Here is a 20,587-nt window from a genome sequence, read left to right on the forward strand (position 1 = left end):
GCTGCATTCAACTAGTGTCTTTTGAATTCTATGTTTTCTATGGAGTTTTCCTAGTTGCTATTGGGCATTAGTTAGCTCCATCTATGAGTTTCATTACGCGGAGTCGGCTCTTGCCGTATGCCACATAGATGTAGCCTCCATCCAGTGTGACATAGTTGGCAGACATGCCGGCTTCTGCTCTTTTCTTCACAACCTTTACAGGTTTGCCGTCTTCCATCTTGTTCTTGTCGAGAACTACCAGACCGTAGCTTCCGCAAGCCAGGTAGATGTAATTAGCATCGAAAGTTACACCGTTTGCATATCCCTGCGGTACCTTGGTGTTGGCAGTGAGCGGAGCTCCCCAGTTCCATACCTCTTCGCCAGTGGTAAGGTCGTAGCAAGACAATCCCTTAGCACTTCGGCAAACGTAGATATGATTGCCGTCGATAGCTATTGTATTCTTACCGTCGTTAGGAGCAATGCTGCTTACGTTGATGGTCTTTGCTGGTGTGGCTGTAAGAATGTCTGCACCTAATGGGAAGACTTGCAGTGTACCACTTACTTCCTCCTTATCTTTCTCTACTGGGTTGTTGTAGTGGAGGGTAACGATGTGTTGGTTGTCCAATGCGATGTGTTTAGCCTTGCCTGGTGTTTCCTTTTTGCCGATTAAATCCAGCGTGTTGGCATCATATACTCCGTATCCTTTGGTTGTTGCCACCATCAGATTGTTTCCGTCTCTTACGATGCAGTTCTCGTCTGATTTTGCCAAACCTGTATGTTCCCAATCTACGATGGTGAGAGGGTTCAGTTTTGTAGAATCATCGATATCCTTGATGTCTGTGTCAAGAAGTCCGTTGCTATCCAAAGCGATTCTACCCATCATACCACCGTTGGTTGAGTGACCAGCAATATATACGTACTTCGTAGCATCCTTGCCGTCCACCATGAGGTGGTTGAAGTCGTAGATTTCTTTCTTGTCCTGCAGATACTGCAACATGGTTGTCTGGTCGTTCTTTGTTTCAAACACTTCTATACAACCACCCGTCTTCTTGTTTGGATCTGTCTGGTTCTCTTCGTTGGTGTGGTACGACATGTATAGTTTGCCATTGTGTGGCTGAATACATGTAGCAGAGATGTCGTGTGTATGATTTGTATAATCAATCACGGAAATCACATCAATCTTCTTGCCTGGTTCAGGGTTTGGAGTTGGTGTGGGGTCTGGTGTCGTACCGTCACATGATGTTGGGACAACAGGGTCATTATACATATCATATCTCTTTGTATTGTCTGAAAGACCTGGAGCATAAGTATAAGTTGCCGAATGACCATTATTGGTAAACTTATCGCAGTCCATATAGATAACGCCTCCGCTTCCGCTAGCTCGGAAGATATAGCAGGTTGAGAAATATTCGTAGGTTCCCGGAGCAATAAGAATATTGCCGGCATCATTATTTCCGTTGTATTTCACCTCTGCTGCTCTGAAGATGGCATTTGCATTGTCTCCTTGAAGAATGACTCTACTGTCGTTGCCATTGTTGTCATTCTTGTAAGTACCCTTACAGTCGATGACGCTGTTGTTAACCAGATAAATGGTACTTCCTGCACACTGGTCGATAGCTCCTGTCTTCAGATTATTGATGTGCGCTTCAGCGCCATTTGAATTGAGAACCGTCTTGTCTGTCACTTCAAATGAACAAGCATAAAGTTTTGGAGCAGAACCTTGAATTGTCAGCTTGTTGACTTTTGCTTTTCCGTTGATGTTCAGGATGCATCCATCTACGGACAAATCCTGATTTTCTGTACCAAGAAGATTGCCTTGAATATTGATCTTGGCATTAGACTCAGTTGACAGCTTGCCTACGTTGGCATCGCCGCCCACATAAAGCAATCCTTGAACTTTCAGTTCATTTTTTACTTCAATGTTTCCGGTAGTAAAATAGGCATCATTACTTTCCAGATACATGTTGCTGCCCTCTTTTTTCAGAGTTCCACCATAATTGTAGCAATATATTCCTGAATTCTGGAAAAGTGCAGTGTTATTGTTGTCTATATGTAATGTTCCTCCTTCGAGGATGTAGATTTTTCCTTTTTGTGCGGCATTGTTTATCCAGGCTGAACATCCCCATATATTTTGTGTAGTCAGTTCGCCTTCGATAAACAGAGTGGCTCCGTTCAGATTGAGTCCACTGCTTATTTTTGTGCCTTTCTTGATGATGTAGGTCTTGGAACCATCCAGTCCCTTACATCCATCGTTATTCTTGATTTCGATAGCTCCGTCATGGCTAGGCAGGCTAGGCATTCCGTAGACGTCGCTCAGATTAGCCTCTGTTGCGCCGGCAGCTCTTGTTGCTGCTTTCGCCTTGTAATTGATAACGCTACCAGCCAACTCCTGAGGGTCGGTGATGGAAATTACTTCTTCACCTACCACATTTTTTATGGCATTACCAGGATTCTGATCTATTGGCGTGTCATTTGAATCGCTACAAGATGCCAGAAGCATTGCTGCAAAAGAGAAAGTAACAAGTCTTGAAAAATAATGTTTCATGTTAATCTTTCTTTTATAGTTTTATGTATAATTTGGTTGGGGCTTTTCGGGCTATATCCTAGCTCTAAAAGTTTTAATTCTCCCACACTCTTTTGGTGAGTGTGGGAGAAAAGAATATTTTAGTTGATTACTTTATCGTATTTACCAACTTGAAGATCTGGACACGGCTGCGACCATAAGCTACACAGATGTAATCCTTATACAGGGTTACGTAGTTAGCTGAGTTGTAGCTCTCCTTGCCATCAAAGAATGCACGGCGACGAGCAACTACATTTTTACCCTTAGCCAAGGTCTTGTCCAATACAACGAGGCCGTAACCGCCACATGCTACATAGATATAGTTGTTATCTACTGCAACACCATTAACGCGACCGATAATCTTGTTCTTTTCGCCTACTGGGGCATCGAACAGAACGGTACCGTTACCTTGTGCATCGTAACGTACAAGACCGCCGTCACCCTGGCATACATAAAGGTCTGTGCCGTCTACAGCGATGGTGTTCTTTCCATCAGGAACACCCACCTTACCTACAGTGGTATAGCTCTGAGGAGCATCCAGGCTTGTGTTGTCGAAGATGTTGACTGTACCAGTAGTTGTACCATTTGCCTCCAAGCCATAGAGCTTGTCACCGCCAACGGCAACGAACTTCACGTCGTTTGCTGTAAGGTGTGGAGTACGCTGGGTGAATGTAGAGTTGTAAACCTGATAACCCTTGTTGGTTGCCAAAACGAAGTTGTCGTTGTACTTAGCTACGCAGTTGGCATCAATCTTATTGTCTGGATTTGTCTTGTCGATAGGGTAGGTAACAAGCTTGGTGTCGCTCAACTGACCATTTGACAGATTAGCATAACCCAGGAAAGCACCTTCCTTGTAAGATGTAGCAGCAACATAGAAGCGGTTGCCGTCAATCATGCCATAGTTTACATCCAATCCTCCCTGAGCTGAAACAGCCTGATCGAGAATAAGCTTCTTGCCGTCAATATGAGCAACTTCCAATCCGCCTCCCATATGACTCTTATCATTGCCCTGGGTGTGGTATGTAACATACAACTTGTCGTTGGCTGCCTGGATAGATGTGGCAGAGAGGGTGTTCTGCTTAACACCTGTAGCAGAGAACAAATCGAGCTTTGGCTTTTTAATCAAGTCTTCAGCCTTTACTGTCAACTCATAACCATACTGCTCGTTTTTGGCATCTTTCAGCTTAACTAAATCACCAGTGGTAGCCTTGTCGTAGTCAAGGTATGAAGCAGAGATGTCAAGATCCTCGGCAGAATTAAGCTGGGTTGTACCCTGGAAGCACTTGGTGAACTGGAAGAGGAATGTAGCACCTTCAGCTGGAGTAGCGAATGCCTGGATAGCCTCATCACCGCTGTAATGGAACTCGTCTGCCTTGATGACAGCCACACCATTAGTCTTATCCAGAGAAATCTGACCCAATGCTGCGTTGTCGGTAACCAGCTTGTTCACATTGATAACGCCCTTGTTGTCGAGGTTGATCTTGCAGGCACCATTGAGGTTGAGCTGAGCTTCACCTACCTTGGTAACCTTGTTGTGCTCATCTTTCTCGTTGTTGGTTACATTGATGTAGTCTGCATCAATCTGAGAACCTGCATTCATAGTCAAAGCCTTGGTAACCTTGATGGTACTGTTGTCGCCACACTGCAAGTAACCCTTGTTGTTGAGGTTGAGGGTTGCTGCTGTAAGGAAACCACCTATCTGCAAGTTACCATCGATGTTAACATCAGTAGCGTTCCAAACGTGAGCTGATGCATATACATTGGCACCTTCCTCAACGTTTACTTCTGTACCACGGATAGAACCGATGATGCAAACGTTAGATCCGTTCTTGAAGGTAATCTTCTGTGCTGGAGCCGTCTTGTCTGTTTTGAGCTGTCCTAAACCAGATTTGAGTTCCTTGATAGTTACATCGTTGCCATTCTCGTCTTTTCCGGTTTTTAAACCTCTCCAAGAAGAATAGAGGTTACCCTCGATGACGATGTCTTGTGTTGATTCTTTAGTCTTGATATAACCCAATTCGTTATAGACGGTAACGCCTGGCTTAATCATAGAGCCTTCGCCTTCAAAAATCAAAGAACCGCCCTGCTCAACAACGATTGTTGTGTTCTCGAAAGTTGTAGCAGAGTAGTGCAATTTGGCATCTCCATTTACAAAGATAGTTGCATTCTTGATGGTGTTCTTAGTAAAGTCACATTCGCCTGCAGATTTCTTCAGATAGTATCTGCCGCCATCCAGGTTGCACTTGCCATAAACCTGGGTATCGGTATTCTTCTGCACAGGCATGTTGAATGTAGTTGCGAAATTTGCGTCATTAGCTGCTCTAGTACCAAAGAACTTACGTGCATTAGCAGTAGTGTTCTTGTAGTTGATGACGTTAGACATCAATGACTCGCCGCTATTGCTGGTGAGGTCAATAGTAGTCGCGTCAACCTTGGCTGGTGTAGAACCAGAATTGGTTGGATCGCTGTTGCTGTCGCTACATGATGCGAAAACGAATGCTGCCAAACCGATGGCAGCAAGCTTAGAATTGATTACTTTCATATCTATTATAAGTTTAAATTGTACTTACGAATTTATTATCTTTTACGTTCAGTAACTTGTTTTTGGTTTAACACCCAGTAGATTATGGGCTTGATAGTGTATTTAGTTGCTACGCTATTTTACTCATACCTGCTCTTATCGGGTGCAAATTTAATGTAAATATTCCAAAACTAGTCAATTTTCTGCGTTAAATAAGCTTAATTCTTCATGTTTTGTGCTGATTGCCACCATGTTGACTTGTTGTGCACGATAACGAGGGAGTATTTACTTGCCAGAGATGCCCTGTGCCCATTCCGGTATTTCTGTTACGTACTCCTTGAACACCTTGCCGTCGGTCATTCGGAAGAGGAGCTGAGCCTCTACGCCGTCTGTAGAATTATCGTAGACGTAGGTGCGGTCGGCGTATTGCGATGCTATTCCGCAATTCTGTCTCGAAAATCATGCTGTGTTAGGACGGGTTTATGCATGTTGTCTGCCATATCGGGTTTGATATTGTGTTATTGCTTCGTTGGAAGCTTCTTTGATCATGTCGATTACTCTTCTGCTTGCGTCTTCGTTTTCTTTCCGATATAAGTCCGCAGCCTCATGCATAATCTGGGCCAGCATTTCGTCTGTTGGCTCTTCCATGCTTGTCAAGCGATAGCTATTTAGTTCTTTTTCTGAAATCATAATTCTATTCATTTTTGTAGTCGAACGACTCTGGTGAGTTGATGCCTTTAGTCATGGCTGCAATTCTTGGGTCTATAACTAAGTCTGCCCTGGTTATTTTCTTAGTCTTTGACTTGTTGATAGACACAGCCTTGTTGGGAGACAATATTTTCTTCAGTGCTTTGACTGCCTTACTTATCGTCTCGTAATCCTCGTTGGCTATTCTGCTGACGAGTGATTGGTATTCTGACTGTAACTCTAATGCTGTCATAATTCTCTTCGTTTTAAAAACCGCTGCAAATATACGATTATTTTGTGAAACCTACAAGGAAAAGCGGTTTTTTGCTAGAAAATAACGCCTAAAAAAGCAAAAAATAGCAGAATGATGCTTTTATTTTGAGTTTCAAGTGGTTGTGGCAGCCGTTGGCTTTAAGTGGCACAGACAAGGAAATGCGGAAAACGCAGATTGATGAAATAGAAACGCTTTCAAATCATTACCTCGCAGAAACGCCCTAATAAGCATTTTTAACGGTGACGGTTCATATTTCCCCATTCTGCGTAAGTTTTGGTTTTGTCATGCAGCTCTCATAGTTTAATTTTGCACCGAACAAAAAAGTAAGAATTATGAGATGCACTTTCAAGACAGTCTTCTATATAAATGGAAGCAAGGAGAGAAACGGAATTGTCCCTATCATGGGACGAGTGACAATCAACGGAACTATCGCACAGTTCAGTTGCAAGCAGAGCGTGACCAAGGCTATCTGGGATGCCAAGGGCAACAGAGCCATTGGCAAGAGCAAGGAAGCCAAGGAGGTGAACTTTGCGCTTGACAACATCAAGGCTCAAATCGCCAAGCATTACCAACGCCTTTCCGACCGTGAGGCGTTCGTTACAGCTGAGATGGTGAGAAATGCCTACCAAGGCATAGGCACAGAGTACGAGACCTTGCTCAGAGCCTTTGACAAGGAGAACGCAGCCTTTGCCAAGCGTGTAGGCAAGGACAGAGCCAAGAACACCTACCGCAAGTATCTGACGGTAAGAAAGTATGTTGCCGAGTTCATCAAGTATCAGTACAAGCGCAGCGATATGTCCATGAATGAGCTTACAGAGGAGTTCATTCGTGACTATTGTCTGTACTTGAAGAATGTTGTAGGACTTGCGCAGTCCTCTATTTGGATTTACTCCATACCACTGAAACATATCGTAACGGCAGCTCACTACAACGGCAAGATACCAAGAAATCCGTTTGCCATGTACCACGTTGACCCAGATCACAAGGAACGTGAGTTCTTGACCTTGGACGAGCTTACCGCCATGACAGAGATGAAGTTGGAAGACCCGAATATGGCATTTGCGAGAGACCTCTTTCTCTTTGGTTGTTGGACAGGTATCTCTTTCATCGACATCAAGAACTTGACGGAAGATAACATCAGCATGATAAACGGTGCTCCTTGGATTGTGTCCAAGCGTCAGAAGACTGGTGTACCTTTTCAAATCAAGTTGATGGATATTCCCATGCAGATTATTGAGAGATACAAGTCTTTCAGAAAAGGAAGCCACGTATTCAATATCGGCAATCTTAGCAACATCAACAAGCGCATCAAGAAAGTTGCTGCAATGTGTGGCATCAAGAAGCGGGTTTCATTTCACGTGTCTCGCCACTCTTGGGCTGTTTTAGCCTTGGAATATGGTATGCCGATAGAGAGCGTGAGCAAGATTCTTGGCCATACAAACATCACCACGACGCAGATATACGCCAAGGTGACAAGCAACAAACTTGACCATGACATAGCAGTCTTTGAAAGTCGAATCAAGGGGCACTTGCCTGTTATGGGAGGAATGGTATGAAAAGGACTGTAATCACCGTGGACGGAAATGGAATACTTTCCATTCCGTCCAACTTGGAGAACTTGTGGATGAGTGAGGGAGAATTGGTCAATATGCTTCATGTTACCGCCCCAAAACTCAACTCTGTGATACAAGTCATATATAAAGAAGGCATGTTGTCTATGTCGGAAGTCCAACAAAGACAAGAAACTTCCAAGGGTATTTGGCAAACATTGTATGGATTCCCTATGGTTGTTGCCATTTGCTTCCGTCTCACCTCTAATGGGGCTATGCAACTTCGTAATGCCATCTTCAAGAGGCTGTACGGAGCAAAAGAGAAAGCAGCCATTGTCCTACAACTCTACGGAGGGACAAATGCCATTAGCTGAGATTGGTTGTATCTTTGACGCTTCTATTATTCACTGTCGTATTGACTTGCCTACGTACTGATTCACTGTCGTATCAAGCATTTCTGTGAAGAACGAAGAACTGCTGATGTCAAACGTTTTACAGTTTTATCGTATGACATATAAAACGTATGACATGCAGGAATACATTTTTGTTCATCCCGAGGAAAGGTTTGCAAGGAAGCCTCTCTTCGGGATTTTTCGTTTTATCTTATCCCGAAAGGCTACATCAAGCACATTGATTTCCAATCTTTTAACATTGTCGGTGCAAACTTCTCCATTCTGCGCAAGTTTGTGTTTTGCGTTTTGATTTTCCGCCCTTACCTTTGCAACTTTAATTTATCAACTCACAAAGGTTAGATTATGAGCAAGACAAACGACAACAATCAGCTTGTAGGCGTGGCAAATGCAAAGCCACAGGCTGCACCTCCGACAAACGAGGTGTTCATCCGTGTTGGCACAACCTTGTACAAGGTGGTTGACCAACCTACCATCAATGGAGGAAAGGTAAGAAAGCGCATCCCATGGAACATGGAGACCTTGCGTCAGGACTACGGCAAGGAGTTCATCAAGTACGTTCACAAGTATGACGGCTTCTGTACTGTTCCCGAACATGTGAACCACCGCACGGTGATAGACGGTTTCCTCAACCTATACGAGCCGATAGGACATAAGCCGATGCAAGGGGGCTTCCCAAATATCAAGAAGTTGGTTAGTCACATCTTCGGTGAGCAATATGAGCTTGGCATGGACTACCTGCAACTTCTTTATCTCAGACCAGTGCAGAAGCTGCCTATTCTATTGCTTGTATCAGAGGAAAGAAACACAGGCAAGACCACGTTCTTGAACTTTCTGAAGGCATTGTTCCAGGACAACGTGACATTCAACACCAACGAGGACTTCCGCAGTCAGTTCAACTCCGATTGGGCTGGCAAACTGCTCATAGTCGTGGACGAGGTATTGCTCAGCCGCAGGGAGGATTCCGAGCGGTTGAAGAACCTCAGCACCACACTCTCGTACAAGGTGGAAGCCAAGGGCAAGGACAGGAACGAGATTTCCTTCTTTGCCAAGTTCGTGCTGTGCTCCAACAACGAATCACTCCCTGTCATCATTGACGAGGGCGAGACCCGATATTGGGTGAGGAAGATTTTATCGTTGCAATCTGACGATACCGACTTCTTGGAGAAACTGAAGGCGGAGATACCCGCTTTTCTGTTCCATCTGCAAGGCAGAACGCTGTCCACAGAGCGGAAGAGCCGTATGTGGTTCGCCCCCGAACAGATAGCGACCGATGCTCTGAGGAGAATCATACGCTGCAACCGCAACCGACTTGAGGTGGAAATGTCGGAGCTGTTCCTTGAGGTCATGGAGAACACCCAAACCGACAGTTTGCAATTCTGCCTCAATGATGCAATCGCCTTGTTGCAATGCAACCACGTGAAAGCGGAGAAGCACCTTGTGCGAAAGATAGTGCAGGACTGTTGGAAGCTGCAACCTTCAGAGAACGCCCTCACCTACACCTCATACGAGTACAACTACAACAGCAGCGGTCACTACTCGCCAACAAAACGTGTGGGCAGGTTCTACACTGTAACGAGGGACAAGCTAAATAGCATATAATTTTGTTGAATTGTTGAATATGACGAAAGAAGTGTTGGATATCAAGTATTTAAGGCTCAACATTTTCTCAACAAATCTCTCAACAAAAGAAAGAGACTGTTGAAAAGAGAAAACATGACCGCTAATGCCTGTCTTTCTCTTTTGCCCAGTGATTTTGTTGAAAAGAACCATTTGTTGAGAGTTTGTTGAGAAGATAAGCCTTTGGTTATCATACCAATACATACTATTTTCAACAATTCATCAGAAATACATACACCACTTAATCCACAGTAAGACATGAATATTCAAGAAGCAAAGCAAATCAAGATTGCAGATTATCTGCTAAGTTTGGGACACCACCCTGTCAAACAGCAGGGTGCAAACCTTTGGTACAAGTCACCGCTGAGAAACGAGAGCGAGCCATCTTTCAAGGTGAACACCACGATGAACAGTTGGTTCGATTTCGGAATGGGCAAGGGCGGCAACATCATCACCCTTGCGTCATACCTTTACGCATCAGACAACTTGCCATATCTCTTGGACAAGATGGAGAAGCAAGCGCCCCATGTACGCCCGACCGACTTTTCTTTCCCTCAGCAAGCTTCCGAGCCGAGTTTTGAGAGATTGGAGGTTAGGGAGCTCAACCACCCTGCACTCCTGCGCTATCTGAGCGAGCGGAATATTGACCTGTGCATAGCCCGAAAGGAATGTGTGGAACTCCACTTCTCGCATAATGGCAAGAACTACTTCGTCATCGGCTTCAAGAACAAGTCGGGCGGTTACGAGGTTCGTAACCGATTCTTCAAGGGTTGCATGTCCCCCAAGGACATCACACATATCCGACAGCAAGGCGAGCCAAGATACTCTTGCTATGTTTTCGAGGGCATGATGGACTATCTTTCCTTTCTCTCGTTACGCATGGAGAAGTTTCCGTCTTGTCCGTCATTGGAAGCGCAGGACTACGTGATACTCAACTCCACAAGCAATGTGGACAAGGCTGTTGACGCACTCCACGGCTACGAGCGCATCAGTTGTCTGCTCGACAACGACGAGGCAGGGCGGAAGGCAACGCTTGCCATCGAGAACGCCCTCAGCTACCGTGTGAGGGATGCATCCCACTTGTACAGCGAGTACAACGACTTGAACGACTATCTGTGCGGAGTGAAATCCAAACAGTCGGTACACCAAGTACAGCCTGTTAAGCGGACTGCTCCACCTCGGAAGAAAGGCGCAGCCTTAGGTATGTAGGCGGTTCCTGCTCCAATAGCTATTCTGAACGGAAAAGCCATAGCTCAATAGGGCGTTTTCTTGACGCAGTGGCACGCCACCGCTAAAAACACCCATTTGAGCAAAGGGGCATCCCCTTTTGAAACCCCGTGAGCCATGCGCAGGACGCAATGCGGCAAGCGGATTTGTACAACTCAAAAACAAGTTTATTATGGGACATTTCAGTTTGGATTTCAAGAAGGCAAAGGGCAGCTCTGACGCAAGGGAGTCAGACCACATAGAGCGCAAGGTGATACCCGACAACGCTGACCCTACGAGAACTCACCTCAACCGTGAGCTTGTCAAGATGCCGAGCGGTGTGTATGGTCGTGACGAAGCCATCGCCCACCGCATCAAGACGGCAGGCATCAAGCGCAAGATAACCAATGACCAGGTGAGGGTGATTAGAACCGTGCTGTCTGGAACGCACGAGGACATGATGAACATCGCAGCCAATGATCAGCTTGACGATTGGTGCAACGACAGCTTGAAGTGGTTGCAGGACACGTTCGGCAAGGAGAATGTCGTGTCGGTGGTTCTCCACATGGACGAGCACACGCCACATCTCCACGCCTCCATCGTTCCGATAGTGACTGGCGAACGGAGAAAGGCGAAGAACAAGACAACGGAAGAGGGCAAGCGGACATACCGCAAGAAAGCCAATGTCGTGAGGTTGTGTGCCGATGATGTGCTCAACCGTGACAAGATGGTTGGCTATCACGACAGCTATGCTGAAGCCATGGGCAAGTATGGCTTGAAGCGAGGTGTCCGTGGGTCGGATGCGAGGCATACCTCCACGGCACAGTATTACCGTAACATCAAGCGAGAGACGGAGAGACTTCAAAACTGCATGAAACTGCTGCAATCCGATGTGGAGGAAGCAGAGCGACTGCTCAAACAGACCAAGAGCGAAATCAACACGGAGAAACTACAGGCTGCTAAGACGGAAGCCAAGACTGCCTTTGTGTCGAAGATTTGTTCTCTTTTAGGTAGTGGAAAATTGAAGGAGGTGGAGCAGCACAACCAAAAGTTGTGCGAGCTTGTGACAGACAGAGAGCAATACATTGACGAACTCCATGGGAAAATGCAGCGAATGGAGGACAGCCACACCCAACAACTCGGCGAGATGCAACAGAAACACCAAGCAGAGGTCGTTGATTTGAAAAGCAAGCACTCCACGGAGGTAACGATGCTCAACAACATCATCCGCAAAGCCAAGCGTTGGTTCCCGATGTTGGAGGCATACTTGCAAATAGAAAGTTTGTGCAAGAGGATAGGCTTCACGGCTGAACAAATTAGTGTGCTCCTTGCTGGAAAGGCACTCAACTTTAGCGGTTCACTCTATTCCGAGAAGCACAGAAGAAAGTTCAATGTGGAGAATGCAGAAATCAAGGTGTTCTCTGATTCTACCAAACCGAACCAATTGTTTCTGTGTATCAATAGACAGCCTATTGTTGAATGGTTCAAGGAGCAATGGAATATCTCAAAAGATAGAAGAACCTTAAATCCGAAGATAAATAAAGAAGAAAAAATCTAAAGACCTGAGCAACAAAAAGTTGCTCAGGATTTGGATATGTCAGAAAAATCACGCTATCTTTGTAGCGTCAAAATTTAAAAAGATATTTCTAGGCAAACAAAGATATATTGTTAAAAAGGATAAATAATTTTGATTTTTCAACACTTAAAATATTTTTTTTGTAAATTTGCAAAAAAATATAGAATCTTGTAGATTTAAAGATGGTTGCTACAAGTGCAAGAATTGAATGACGAAACCATTTGGAAAGGAAAATGTATATGAAGATAAAACATTTGTTATTTTTTATTCCTGTGACTTTTTTGGTCGCATGTGAAGGGACTGATTTAATCGAGCCAGACAATGTGTCGAAAGAACAGATTTCCACTCAAATAATTTATAACCCGACAAAATATTCAAAACAAAAAGGTGATGTCTTTGTCAAAAGCAGTTTGCCAACAACAATGGCAAAGCAAATACCTAATGCCTGCGTAACATCAATTATGGAGTATGCAAACAATAAAGTTTTTGGTGGAACAGTAAATGAGGGAGCGTATATTCTATATTATACACAGACATATAATTCAAATCCTTTGATTGATGGTGTTTCTTTGGATTATATCGAGCCTTTTGTAACACATTTCTTTAAAACTCAAACATTTACAAATTATAAGTCTGCAATAGATGCCAAGCATCCCGTCATGACTGATGTAAATAGCCAAATAGAAAGCTCTGCCCATAATGTGTTATGTGTAGGATATAACTCCAATACGGGTGCTGCTATTTATATGGACCCTGAGCTTGCTTGTATGTACTCAGTTAATGCTGGGTATTTTTTACAAGATTATAATATAGTATTAACAGGTATAAAGTAATTAAATAAATATGAAGTTGATTTTTAAATATTTTTTTATTTCTCTATTGTTCCTAAATGGGCAATTAGTTCATGCACAATCATTTAAAATCGACAGCTTAAAAGGTAAAAAATGGGAGTTGCAATTGCCAAAAGGAAAGTCTTATACTTCGAGTCTTATATTCAAAGATACGACATACACAACTAGTTTCTCCTTTAATGGACAGACTCATACTATAGAGAAGCCATACTTAATACAGCAGGAAAACGTAGAAACATTTTATGTTATTTTTCCATCAGAAGGAAAGGGTACAAAAACTTTCTCTGTTAAGTTTAAAGTTTTAGAATTTACCGACAAGTTGCTAAAATTGCAAAATACAACAACAAATGTTGTAAATACGTATTTCGCAAAATAAACAACTAGTAGATTGTAAAGTCTAAAAGTTTAGTAAGGCACGTGTGATATTTCATCAATCATCAGTATGTGACGAACGACGTTTTACTCAACTTTTAGACTTTACAGACCACTAGTAAGACAGTGCTTTTTGCAACATATTTCTCTGTTTGATATTTTTTGTTTAATAAAATTCTTAGATTCATTATTTTTTTGTATTTTTGCAGCCGAAAAGAGTTGTTAGGCAGCAAACGTATGCAGATTGCAGAATTTAGAACTGTTGCTAAATCATTACCTCTGTTGAGGTGAAAAACTCATAAATAGTTCATTTTTAGCTATTCGGCTGATTTTAGCGTAATTTTTCGAGAAAAACAGGTTTTTTATGGGTTGGGGTGTTGGTTGGGTACCCCCGTTTTTGCCTGTGATGTGAACCCTATGCTTCCGAACTTTGTATATACAGCGTGTTATTAAAGGTAAAGGAAATGAATATCAGGGTTTTAGATATAGGTTTTTATATGAAATAATATAGTTTTTTTAGGGAGTAGGGTTCACATCACACCCTGCCTTCACCATTTTCGCCTTGTTTTGGCCTCTGTTTTGAGTCAATTTCGCCAATGGCTTGTTGGGGTTTCTCTGTTAGTCACTGAGAAATTTCTGTTAGTCACTGAAGATTCTCTGTTAGTCACTGAAGATTCTCTGTTAGTCACGGACAGAACTTTCAACCACTTGTGAAATGATACGAATGCAGCCCGAAATCGGAAAATTCTGTGTTTTATGTTGTTTTCTTCTCGAAAAATTTGGTGGTTACGAAAAAGCAGCGTATCTTTGCAAAAATGTTTTTAAACAGTGATGATTATGAGACTTTTAGATTATAGCAATATAGAATCAACTCCAGTTTGGAATGAAGTGAAAAACTGGAGTGACGATGAAAAGAGTGCCCTTATCACGTTGCTTTATACAACGATGAATAAGGTAAATCCTTATGTCGTTCCAGAGTCAGAAAAAGTTGATGCTTTTGTGAATGAGATACCTCGTGAAGTCTTGGCTGCTAGTGTTGAGATGGCATTGAAGGATCATGAAAGTGGTAATGTCATTTCCCATTCTGGTTTTATGAATCGCATCAAAGAGGAAAGAGGATGGAAATAGAATGGTCATTGCTAGCTTCAAGACAAATGGACGAGATTTTGGATTTTGTAGAAGCAGAATATGGTTCTATGACAGCAAAAAAAGTCTTAGATAAGTTTGATGCTAATGTATGTAGCTTACAGAGAAATCCGAATCGCGGTATATTAGATTCAGATTTGTCGGATTCTCAATTCACAGTTAGGCATTTGCAGCTGTTTCCTAATGTGCTTTATTATGTAGTGAAAGGTGATTTTATAATAATTACAGCTGTTATGCATTATAAGCAGTCTCCTAAGACAGTGTATAAAACTGTTATGCGGTCATTGGAAAGTTATAGATAGCGAAAAGAACCATTGTTTGCATTGTAAATGAATCAATTGATAAAAATTCTGCTTATGGGAAAGATAGTAGATAAAACGGAGACTAAGATAGTTACGCTTGATGGTGTTGAGATTATCAAGCAGGTAACCAAGGTGCTTATGCCGAATGGGAAGTACCGATATCCTACTGTGTATTTTACGGTTAACGATAATGTCAAAGCCCTGACTACAGAGCAATTAGATAAGATTCGTATCCCAGTTTATAAACAGTTAATTTAAAACATCTGTGGAAGAAGGTGAAAGAAGATTTAAAAGCAGTCTCTTTCTAATCAAAGATTACTGCATCATATATAAACAAGTAAATGAACTCGGAAGCCCTGGTGCGAGATGCATCGGGGCTTTGTTAATGATTCTATCTTATTCACTGAGGATTCTCTGTTAGTCACAGAGATGGGGCTTACTTGAAGCTGGAATGAGGCTCAAGTAAAGGTTAACTGAGACTCACGTAAAGGTTGAATGAGGCTCAAACCAACTTGGAATGAGGTTTACTTCGATTCGGAATGAAGCTTATTTCAACCGCCAATGAAGCTTGTTTCAATCGCTAACGAAACTTACTTCGTTTTTTTTCTTTAAATTTCTTCTTTTCCCTGCAACTTTCCTGCAACTTCTTTCGTCTAACCATCAGAATTTTGAAACGTAAAATTGGAAAGATATGAAGAAATTTGGTTTTTGGGCGGTGGCTGCCGCCTTGTTACTTGCCCCTATGGGCTTCTGTTCCTGCAGCATGGGGTCTACTACTACTTCTGAAATGAAGGGAGGACTGGACTATGTGCAGGATGATTTGAGAGAGAAACCTTTCAAGGCAATCGACGTGGATGTGGTTGCCAGTGTTTATTATACCCAGAACAATGGTGATGAATGCAGCGTTCGACTGGATTACTCTGCCATCAAGGATGCTGAGTTCGCAGAGAAACTCAAGGAGAAACTCAAAGTGGTTTATCGTGACGGCGAGGTGAAGATCGGTCTCACCGGAAGACTCAAGGTGCCTGCCATGTGCAGCTCTGAAAAGAATAGGCTCAAGATTTATATCACCAGCCCCGACCTGGTGAAGATTACACAGGAAGGCGTGGGCTCGTTCTATGCCAAGACCATCAACAGCGACCGACTGGAAATCGATAACGAGGGCGTAGGCTCTGTTAACATCAACAAGATTCTCGCCAACAAACTGGAGGTTACCAACGAAGGCGTTGGCTCCGTCACCATCGATGAAGCCAAGGGCGATGTGATGAAGATTGATAACGAAGGCGTAGGCTCCGTTAAAGTGGGCCGTGTGGCTATGGGCGACCTGAAGGTGGATAACGAGGGTGTTGGCTCCGTGACGCTCGATTTCTTTAAGGGCGGAAATCTGAAGATCAACAATGATGGCGTGGGCAAGGTTAGCGCCAAGGTGGATTGCCAGGTTCTGAACGTGGATCTGGATGGAGTAGGCGGCGTGCATCTGAGCGGTGTTACCGGCAAATATACCCGTCACAAGGATGGCGTGGGAAGCATCTCTGACGGAGGACTGAAAGTTGGAAGATAAGGAAGACTGAAAGTCGGAAGATAATCTGACTTTCAAAAAAACAAACGAGCAAGTTAGCTTCCGCTAGTATAGTTATATATTTTCTTTTATATATTTTTCTTTTATATATATTATATAATATATTCTAGCGGAAGCTAACTTGCTCGAATTTGAGCAAAAGTTGTTCTAGAGAAGTAAAAAATGCTTATTTCAAGCAATTCTCGTCAAGCTATCAGCATTCCTTAGAAGTCCCACTTCATACCCAGGCAAGGGCGAACCTTGGCTCCGTCGGTGCTGCCGAAATTATTCGTAATCTCTACCTCGCCACCCAGACTCAGGTTCTCGCAGCCGAAGTGCTGACCTACATTGTACCAGAGCTGTGGCTCGGTGATGAATACCGTGTGGCGGGTCTTTGCCTGTCCGTCGCCATCGAATGTGGCGTGGGTCTCCCACCAGAAATCAGCGAAGCCGTCAAACTTCAAACCCTTTACGCCGAAGAGGTCGTTGCAGGTCCATACGGCTGTCAGCTGCATCGGAACATTCTGGTCTTTCTTGCGGATGGTCTTGTAGAGCACATCCAGGTTCAGGGTGTTCTTGTAGGTGGCATCGTGAATGAGATACTCCACACCAAAGAGCCATGCGTTGTTGATAGGGTAGTTCTTGGTGATACCGCCATTGTACTCAGCATGCAGACTCCAGTTTTTCAGGCTTGAATCCTTCCAGAAATTCAGCGCACGCGAAATCTCGGTGTAGGTTCCGCCCAGGGAAACATTGTCGCTGTTGGGGTCCATTTTGTCGTAGTTGAAGTCGTGGTCTACGAAGAAATACGTGCTTCCCCATTTGTCCTGCTTGAACATCTCCAATGTCAAAGTTACATACTTGCGGTCGGTGCCGAAATCATAGAGCACCTGAGCGTTGGTCTGGGCTAATGCCTTGCTTGTAGGAAGCAATGCCAATGCCATGAGAACCAGGCTTTTCAGCTTTTTCATAAATCTTTTTCTTTAAATATTAAAATGTTGTTTAAATGATATCTTGAAAATCAAAAAAGAGGCCACGGATATCACATCCACAGCCTCTCCAACCTAATTGAAAAAAATGTCGCCTAATAGGCGAATAGAGGATAATCCTTCATGGTTTCGTTCACCTTCTCGCGAACACGGGCAATCACCTTCTCGTCTTCAGGAGCATTGAGCACTTCCTCGATGAGTTCTGCGATGAGGTGCATCATGTCTTCCTTGGCACCACGGGTTGTCATAGCCGCTGTTCCGAGACGGATTCCTGAGGTCTGGAAGGCTGAACGTGAGTCGAACGGAACCATATTCTTGTTTACTGTGATATCGGCAGCAACGAGAGCATTCTCGGCTACCTTACCTGTAAGATCTGGATATTTTGAACGCAGGTCAACGAGCATGGAGTGGTTGTCTGTACCACCGCTCACGATGCCGAAACCGCGACCAATCAGGTCGTCAGCCAGCACGGCTGCGTTCTTCTTCACCTGAGCTGCATACTCCTTCCATGAAGGCTGCAGGTTCTCATTGAAGGCTACTGCCTTGGCTGCGATGACGTGCTCCAGCGGACCGCCCTGCTGGCCAGGGAATACAGCTGAATTGAGGAGCATGCTCATCTTCTTCACCTCGCCCTTCTTGGTAGTCAAGCCCCAAGGATTCTCGAAGTCCTTACCCATGAGGATGATACCGCCACGAGGACCACGCAGGGTCTTGTGGGTGGTAGAAGTAACGATGTGTGCATACTTCAATGGGTTGTCGAGCAGTCCGGCTGCAATGAGTCCGGCTGGGTGAGCCATATCAATCATCAGGAGAGCACCCACCTCGTCGGCAATCTTGCGCATGCGGGCGTAATCCCACTCACGGCTGTAGGCGCTACCGCCACCGATAATCAGCTTAGGCTTGTGCTCCAGCGCCAGCTTCTCCATCTCGTCGTAATCCACGCGGCCGGTCTCCTTGTTCAGGTTGTAGCCGATAGGGTTGTAGAGGATGCCCGAAGTGTTGACGTGGCTACCATGAGAGAGGTGGCCACCATGGTCGAGGTTCAGTCCCATAAAAGTATCGCCCGGCTTCAAAACGGCGAGCAGAACGGCAGCATTGGCCTGTGCGCCCGAGTGAGGCTGCACGTTGGCATACTCAGCGCCGAAGAGTTTCTTGACGCGTTCGATGGCGAGGTTCTCTACGATATCCACCACCTGGCAGCCACCATAGTAGCGTTTGCCAGGCAGACCCTCGGCATACTTGTTGGTAAGGTAAGAACCCATAGCGTTCATCACCTCGTCACTTACGAAATTCTCAGAAGCAATCAGCTCCATACCCTTCAGCTGACGCTGATGTTCTCTTTCGATTAAGTCGAAAATCTCTTGATCTTTTACCATTCTTTATACTTTTTATGGTTGATATTAATGAATTCGGGTACAAAAATAAGCAATATCTCTCAAACTACCAAATAAATTGAAGTATTTTGAGTGATATTGCTTACTTTTTGTTATATTTCTATTGAAAAACTACTTGCAAAGCTCCACTTTGCCCAGTTTCTGCTCCTTGTCGCAGTAGTGGCAGCGCACGATGCCCTGCACCTTGTCTACGGTGTGGAAGAGGGTCTGCATAGGCTCGTTGTTGGTGATGCACTTAGGGTTGTTGCACTTTACGATGCCCTTCAGTGTGTCTGGAGTCTTCACGGTCTTCTTCTCCACGATTTCGTAGTCCTTGATGATACTCAGTCCGATGTTAGGAGCCACCACAGAGAGGCGGTTGATTTCCTCGTCGGTGAAGTACTTGTTTGCCACCTTGATGATACCCTTCTTGCCAATCTTCTTGGAAGGCAGGTTGTAGCCGATGGTGACAGGAGTATCCATCTTCTCCAACTGGAGCAGATTCACTACCTGATAGGTCTTTTCGGCTGGTATATGGTCGATTACGGTACCGTTCTCGATAGCCGCAACCACTAATTGACTTTTATTGTTTCCCATAATTAATCACTAATAATTAATCACTAATAAATAATCACTAAACACTACTCAATAATGGTCTTATCGTTCTTCACATCCTCCAGTGTGATGCCGAGGCAGTGGCAGAAGATAGCCTCACGGGCGTAGAGACCGTTCTGTGCCTGCTGGATGTAGTATGCGTGTGGATCGTCATCCACATCGTATGCAATCTCGTTCACACGTGGCAGCGGATGCATGATCTTCATGTTCTCCTTCGCCTTGCAGAGCATGTCGCGCTTCAGGATATACACGTTCTTGACGCGCTCGTATTCCATCAGGTCGGAGAAACGCTCCTTCTGCACACGGGTCATGTAGAGAATGTCGGCGTCGGCAATCACGTCTTCGTTGAAATCCTCATGCTCCACGTACTTGATGTTATGCTCCTTGCAGTAGAGTTTATACTCCTCAGGCATGGCAAGTTCCTTTGGTGCAATGAAGTGGAAGGTAGGGTTGAAGTGGCGCATGGCGGTGATAAGTGAGTGAACGGTGCGGCCATACTTGAGGTCACCCACAAGATAAATGTTCAAGTTCTCCAGGGTACCCTGGGTCTTGAAGATAGAGTAGAGGTCGAGCAAGCACTGTGATGGATGCATGTGTGCACCGTCGCCTGCATTGACGATAGGCACTGGAGCCACCTCGCTGGCATACTGTGCTGCGCCTTCGATGAAGTGGCGCATGGCGATAACATCGGCATAGTTGCTCACCATGAGGATGGTATCCTTGAGCGTCTCGCCCTTGGTGGTGCTGGAAGTCTTGGCATCAGAGAAGCCGATGACACGGGCACCGAGGCGGTTGGCTGCGGTTTGGAAACTGAGCTGTGTACGAGTAGAAGGCTCGAAGAAAAGGGTCGCAACGACCTTTCCCTTCAACAGCTCCCTGTTAGGATGCTTTTCAAACTCCTGCGCCATTTCGAGGAGGTACATGATTTTCTCCTTCGAGAGGTCTGCAATTGTCACAAAATTATGTTTTTCCATTTGAATTTTGATTGAATGTTC

Annotated in this window: 19 protein-coding genes; 11 read left to right on the forward strand and 8 right to left on the reverse strand. The window is 44.4% G+C overall.

The genetic code is table 11. From position 1 onward, the window contains the following. Positions 1–67: 67 nt before the first annotated feature. From V8Z93_RS07630 to V8Z93_RS07645, 4 genes are all read right to left on the reverse strand, one after another. Positions 68–2,524 (reverse strand): hypothetical protein, encoded by a 2,457-nt coding sequence (locus tag V8Z93_RS07630; RefSeq protein ID WP_439431168.1) that lies wholly within the window; start codon positions 2,522–2,524, stop codon positions 68–70. Positions 2,525–2,651: 127 nt separating this feature from the next. Continuing rightward, the gene (locus V8Z93_RS07635; protein WP_439431169.1) at positions 2,652–5,084 is read right to left on the reverse strand and encodes a hypothetical protein; all 2,433 of its coding nucleotides are present in this window, start codon (positions 5,082–5,084) and stop codon (positions 2,652–2,654) included. 459 nt (positions 5,085–5,543) lie between these two features. Continuing rightward, positions 5,544–5,753 carry a hypothetical protein gene (locus tag V8Z93_RS07640; protein WP_203040987.1) on the reverse strand — a complete coding sequence of 70 codons (210 nt, stop codon included), beginning with the start codon at positions 5,751–5,753 and terminating at the stop codon, positions 5,544–5,546. Between the two features lie 4 nt (positions 5,754–5,757). Next, complete coding sequence (locus V8Z93_RS07645; RefSeq protein WP_439431170.1) at positions 5,758–6,003, reverse strand: hypothetical protein; 246 nt, start codon at positions 6,001–6,003, stop codon at positions 5,758–5,760. Between the two features lie 353 nt (positions 6,004–6,356). Here V8Z93_RS07645 and V8Z93_RS07650 point away from each other — a divergent pair, with 353 nt between their 5' ends. From V8Z93_RS07650 to V8Z93_RS07700, 11 genes are all read left to right on the forward strand, one after another. Then, positions 6,357–7,580: a site-specific integrase gene (locus tag V8Z93_RS07650; protein ID WP_089544308.1), complete on the forward strand. Its 1,224-nt coding sequence runs from the start codon at positions 6,357–6,359 to the stop codon at positions 7,578–7,580. After that, on the forward strand, positions 7,577–7,948 hold the full coding sequence (locus V8Z93_RS07655) for a hypothetical protein (protein ID WP_089544307.1): 372 nt from the start codon (positions 7,577–7,579) through the stop codon (positions 7,946–7,948). Before V8Z93_RS07650 ends, V8Z93_RS07655 begins: the two co-directional genes overlap by 4 nt. 381 nt (positions 7,949–8,329) lie before the next feature. Continuing rightward, positions 8,330–9,586, forward strand: a complete 1,257-nt coding sequence (locus V8Z93_RS07660; protein ID WP_022121237.1) for a primase-helicase family protein — start codon at positions 8,330–8,332, stop codon at positions 9,584–9,586. Positions 9,587–9,862: 276 nt separating this feature from the next. Continuing rightward, positions 9,863–10,813 (forward strand): toprim domain-containing protein, encoded by a 951-nt coding sequence (locus V8Z93_RS07665; protein ID WP_439431171.1) that lies wholly within the window; start codon positions 9,863–9,865, stop codon positions 10,811–10,813. A gap of 190 nt (positions 10,814–11,003) precedes the next feature. After that, a complete protein-coding gene (gene mobV / locus V8Z93_RS07670; RefSeq protein ID WP_117694495.1) occupies positions 11,004–12,368 on the forward strand; it encodes a MobV family relaxase in 1,365 nt (454 codons plus the stop codon). A 257-nt stretch (positions 12,369–12,625) separates the two neighbouring features. Next, on the forward strand, positions 12,626–13,219 hold the full coding sequence (locus V8Z93_RS07675) for a C39 family peptidase (RefSeq protein WP_022328649.1): 594 nt from the start codon (positions 12,626–12,628) through the stop codon (positions 13,217–13,219). A 10-nt stretch (positions 13,220–13,229) separates the two neighbouring features. Continuing rightward, on the forward strand, positions 13,230–13,613 hold the full coding sequence (locus tag V8Z93_RS07680; protein WP_089544302.1) for a hypothetical protein: 384 nt from the start codon (positions 13,230–13,232) through the stop codon (positions 13,611–13,613). 833 nt (positions 13,614–14,446) lie between these two features. After that, positions 14,447–14,737: a hypothetical protein gene (locus V8Z93_RS07685; RefSeq protein ID WP_439431172.1), complete on the forward strand. Its 291-nt coding sequence runs from the start codon at positions 14,447–14,449 to the stop codon at positions 14,735–14,737. Then, positions 14,728–15,057 carry a type II toxin-antitoxin system RelE/ParE family toxin gene (locus V8Z93_RS07690; RefSeq protein WP_439431173.1) on the forward strand — a complete coding sequence of 110 codons (330 nt, stop codon included), beginning with the start codon at positions 14,728–14,730 and terminating at the stop codon, positions 15,055–15,057. The genes V8Z93_RS07685 and V8Z93_RS07690 overlap by 10 nt, the downstream gene beginning before the upstream one ends. Positions 15,058–15,111: 54 nt before the next feature. Continuing rightward, positions 15,112–15,315, forward strand: a complete 204-nt coding sequence (locus V8Z93_RS07695; RefSeq protein WP_439431174.1) for a hypothetical protein — start codon at positions 15,112–15,114, stop codon at positions 15,313–15,315. A 433-nt stretch (positions 15,316–15,748) separates the two neighbouring features. After that, positions 15,749–16,618: a GIN domain-containing protein gene (locus V8Z93_RS07700; protein WP_439431175.1), complete on the forward strand. Its 870-nt coding sequence runs from the start codon at positions 15,749–15,751 to the stop codon at positions 16,616–16,618. Between the two features lie 221 nt (positions 16,619–16,839). Here V8Z93_RS07700 and V8Z93_RS07705 read toward each other — a convergent pair whose 3' ends face one another. From V8Z93_RS07705 to pyrB, 4 genes are all read right to left on the reverse strand, one after another. Continuing rightward, the gene (locus tag V8Z93_RS07705; RefSeq protein WP_439431176.1) at positions 16,840–17,586 is read right to left on the reverse strand and encodes a DUF5020 family protein; all 747 of its coding nucleotides are present in this window, start codon (positions 17,584–17,586) and stop codon (positions 16,840–16,842) included. A gap of 113 nt (positions 17,587–17,699) precedes the next feature. Next, a complete protein-coding gene (glyA, locus tag V8Z93_RS07710; RefSeq protein ID WP_203050586.1) occupies positions 17,700–18,980 on the reverse strand; it encodes a serine hydroxymethyltransferase in 1,281 nt (426 codons plus the stop codon). Between the two features lie 129 nt (positions 18,981–19,109). After that, the gene (gene pyrI / locus V8Z93_RS07715) at positions 19,110–19,574 is read right to left on the reverse strand and encodes an aspartate carbamoyltransferase regulatory subunit (protein ID WP_203050588.1); all 465 of its coding nucleotides are present in this window, start codon (positions 19,572–19,574) and stop codon (positions 19,110–19,112) included. Between the two features lie 44 nt (positions 19,575–19,618). Further along, on the reverse strand, positions 19,619–20,566 hold the full coding sequence (pyrB, locus tag V8Z93_RS07720) for an aspartate carbamoyltransferase (RefSeq protein ID WP_203040979.1): 948 nt from the start codon (positions 20,564–20,566) through the stop codon (positions 19,619–19,621). Between the last annotated feature and the right edge of the window lie 21 nt (positions 20,567–20,587).

The sequence above is a fragment of the Segatella copri genome (genome assembly GCF_051861805.1).
Taxonomy (GTDB): Bacteria; Bacteroidota; Bacteroidia; order Bacteroidales; family Bacteroidaceae; genus Prevotella; species Prevotella copri_M.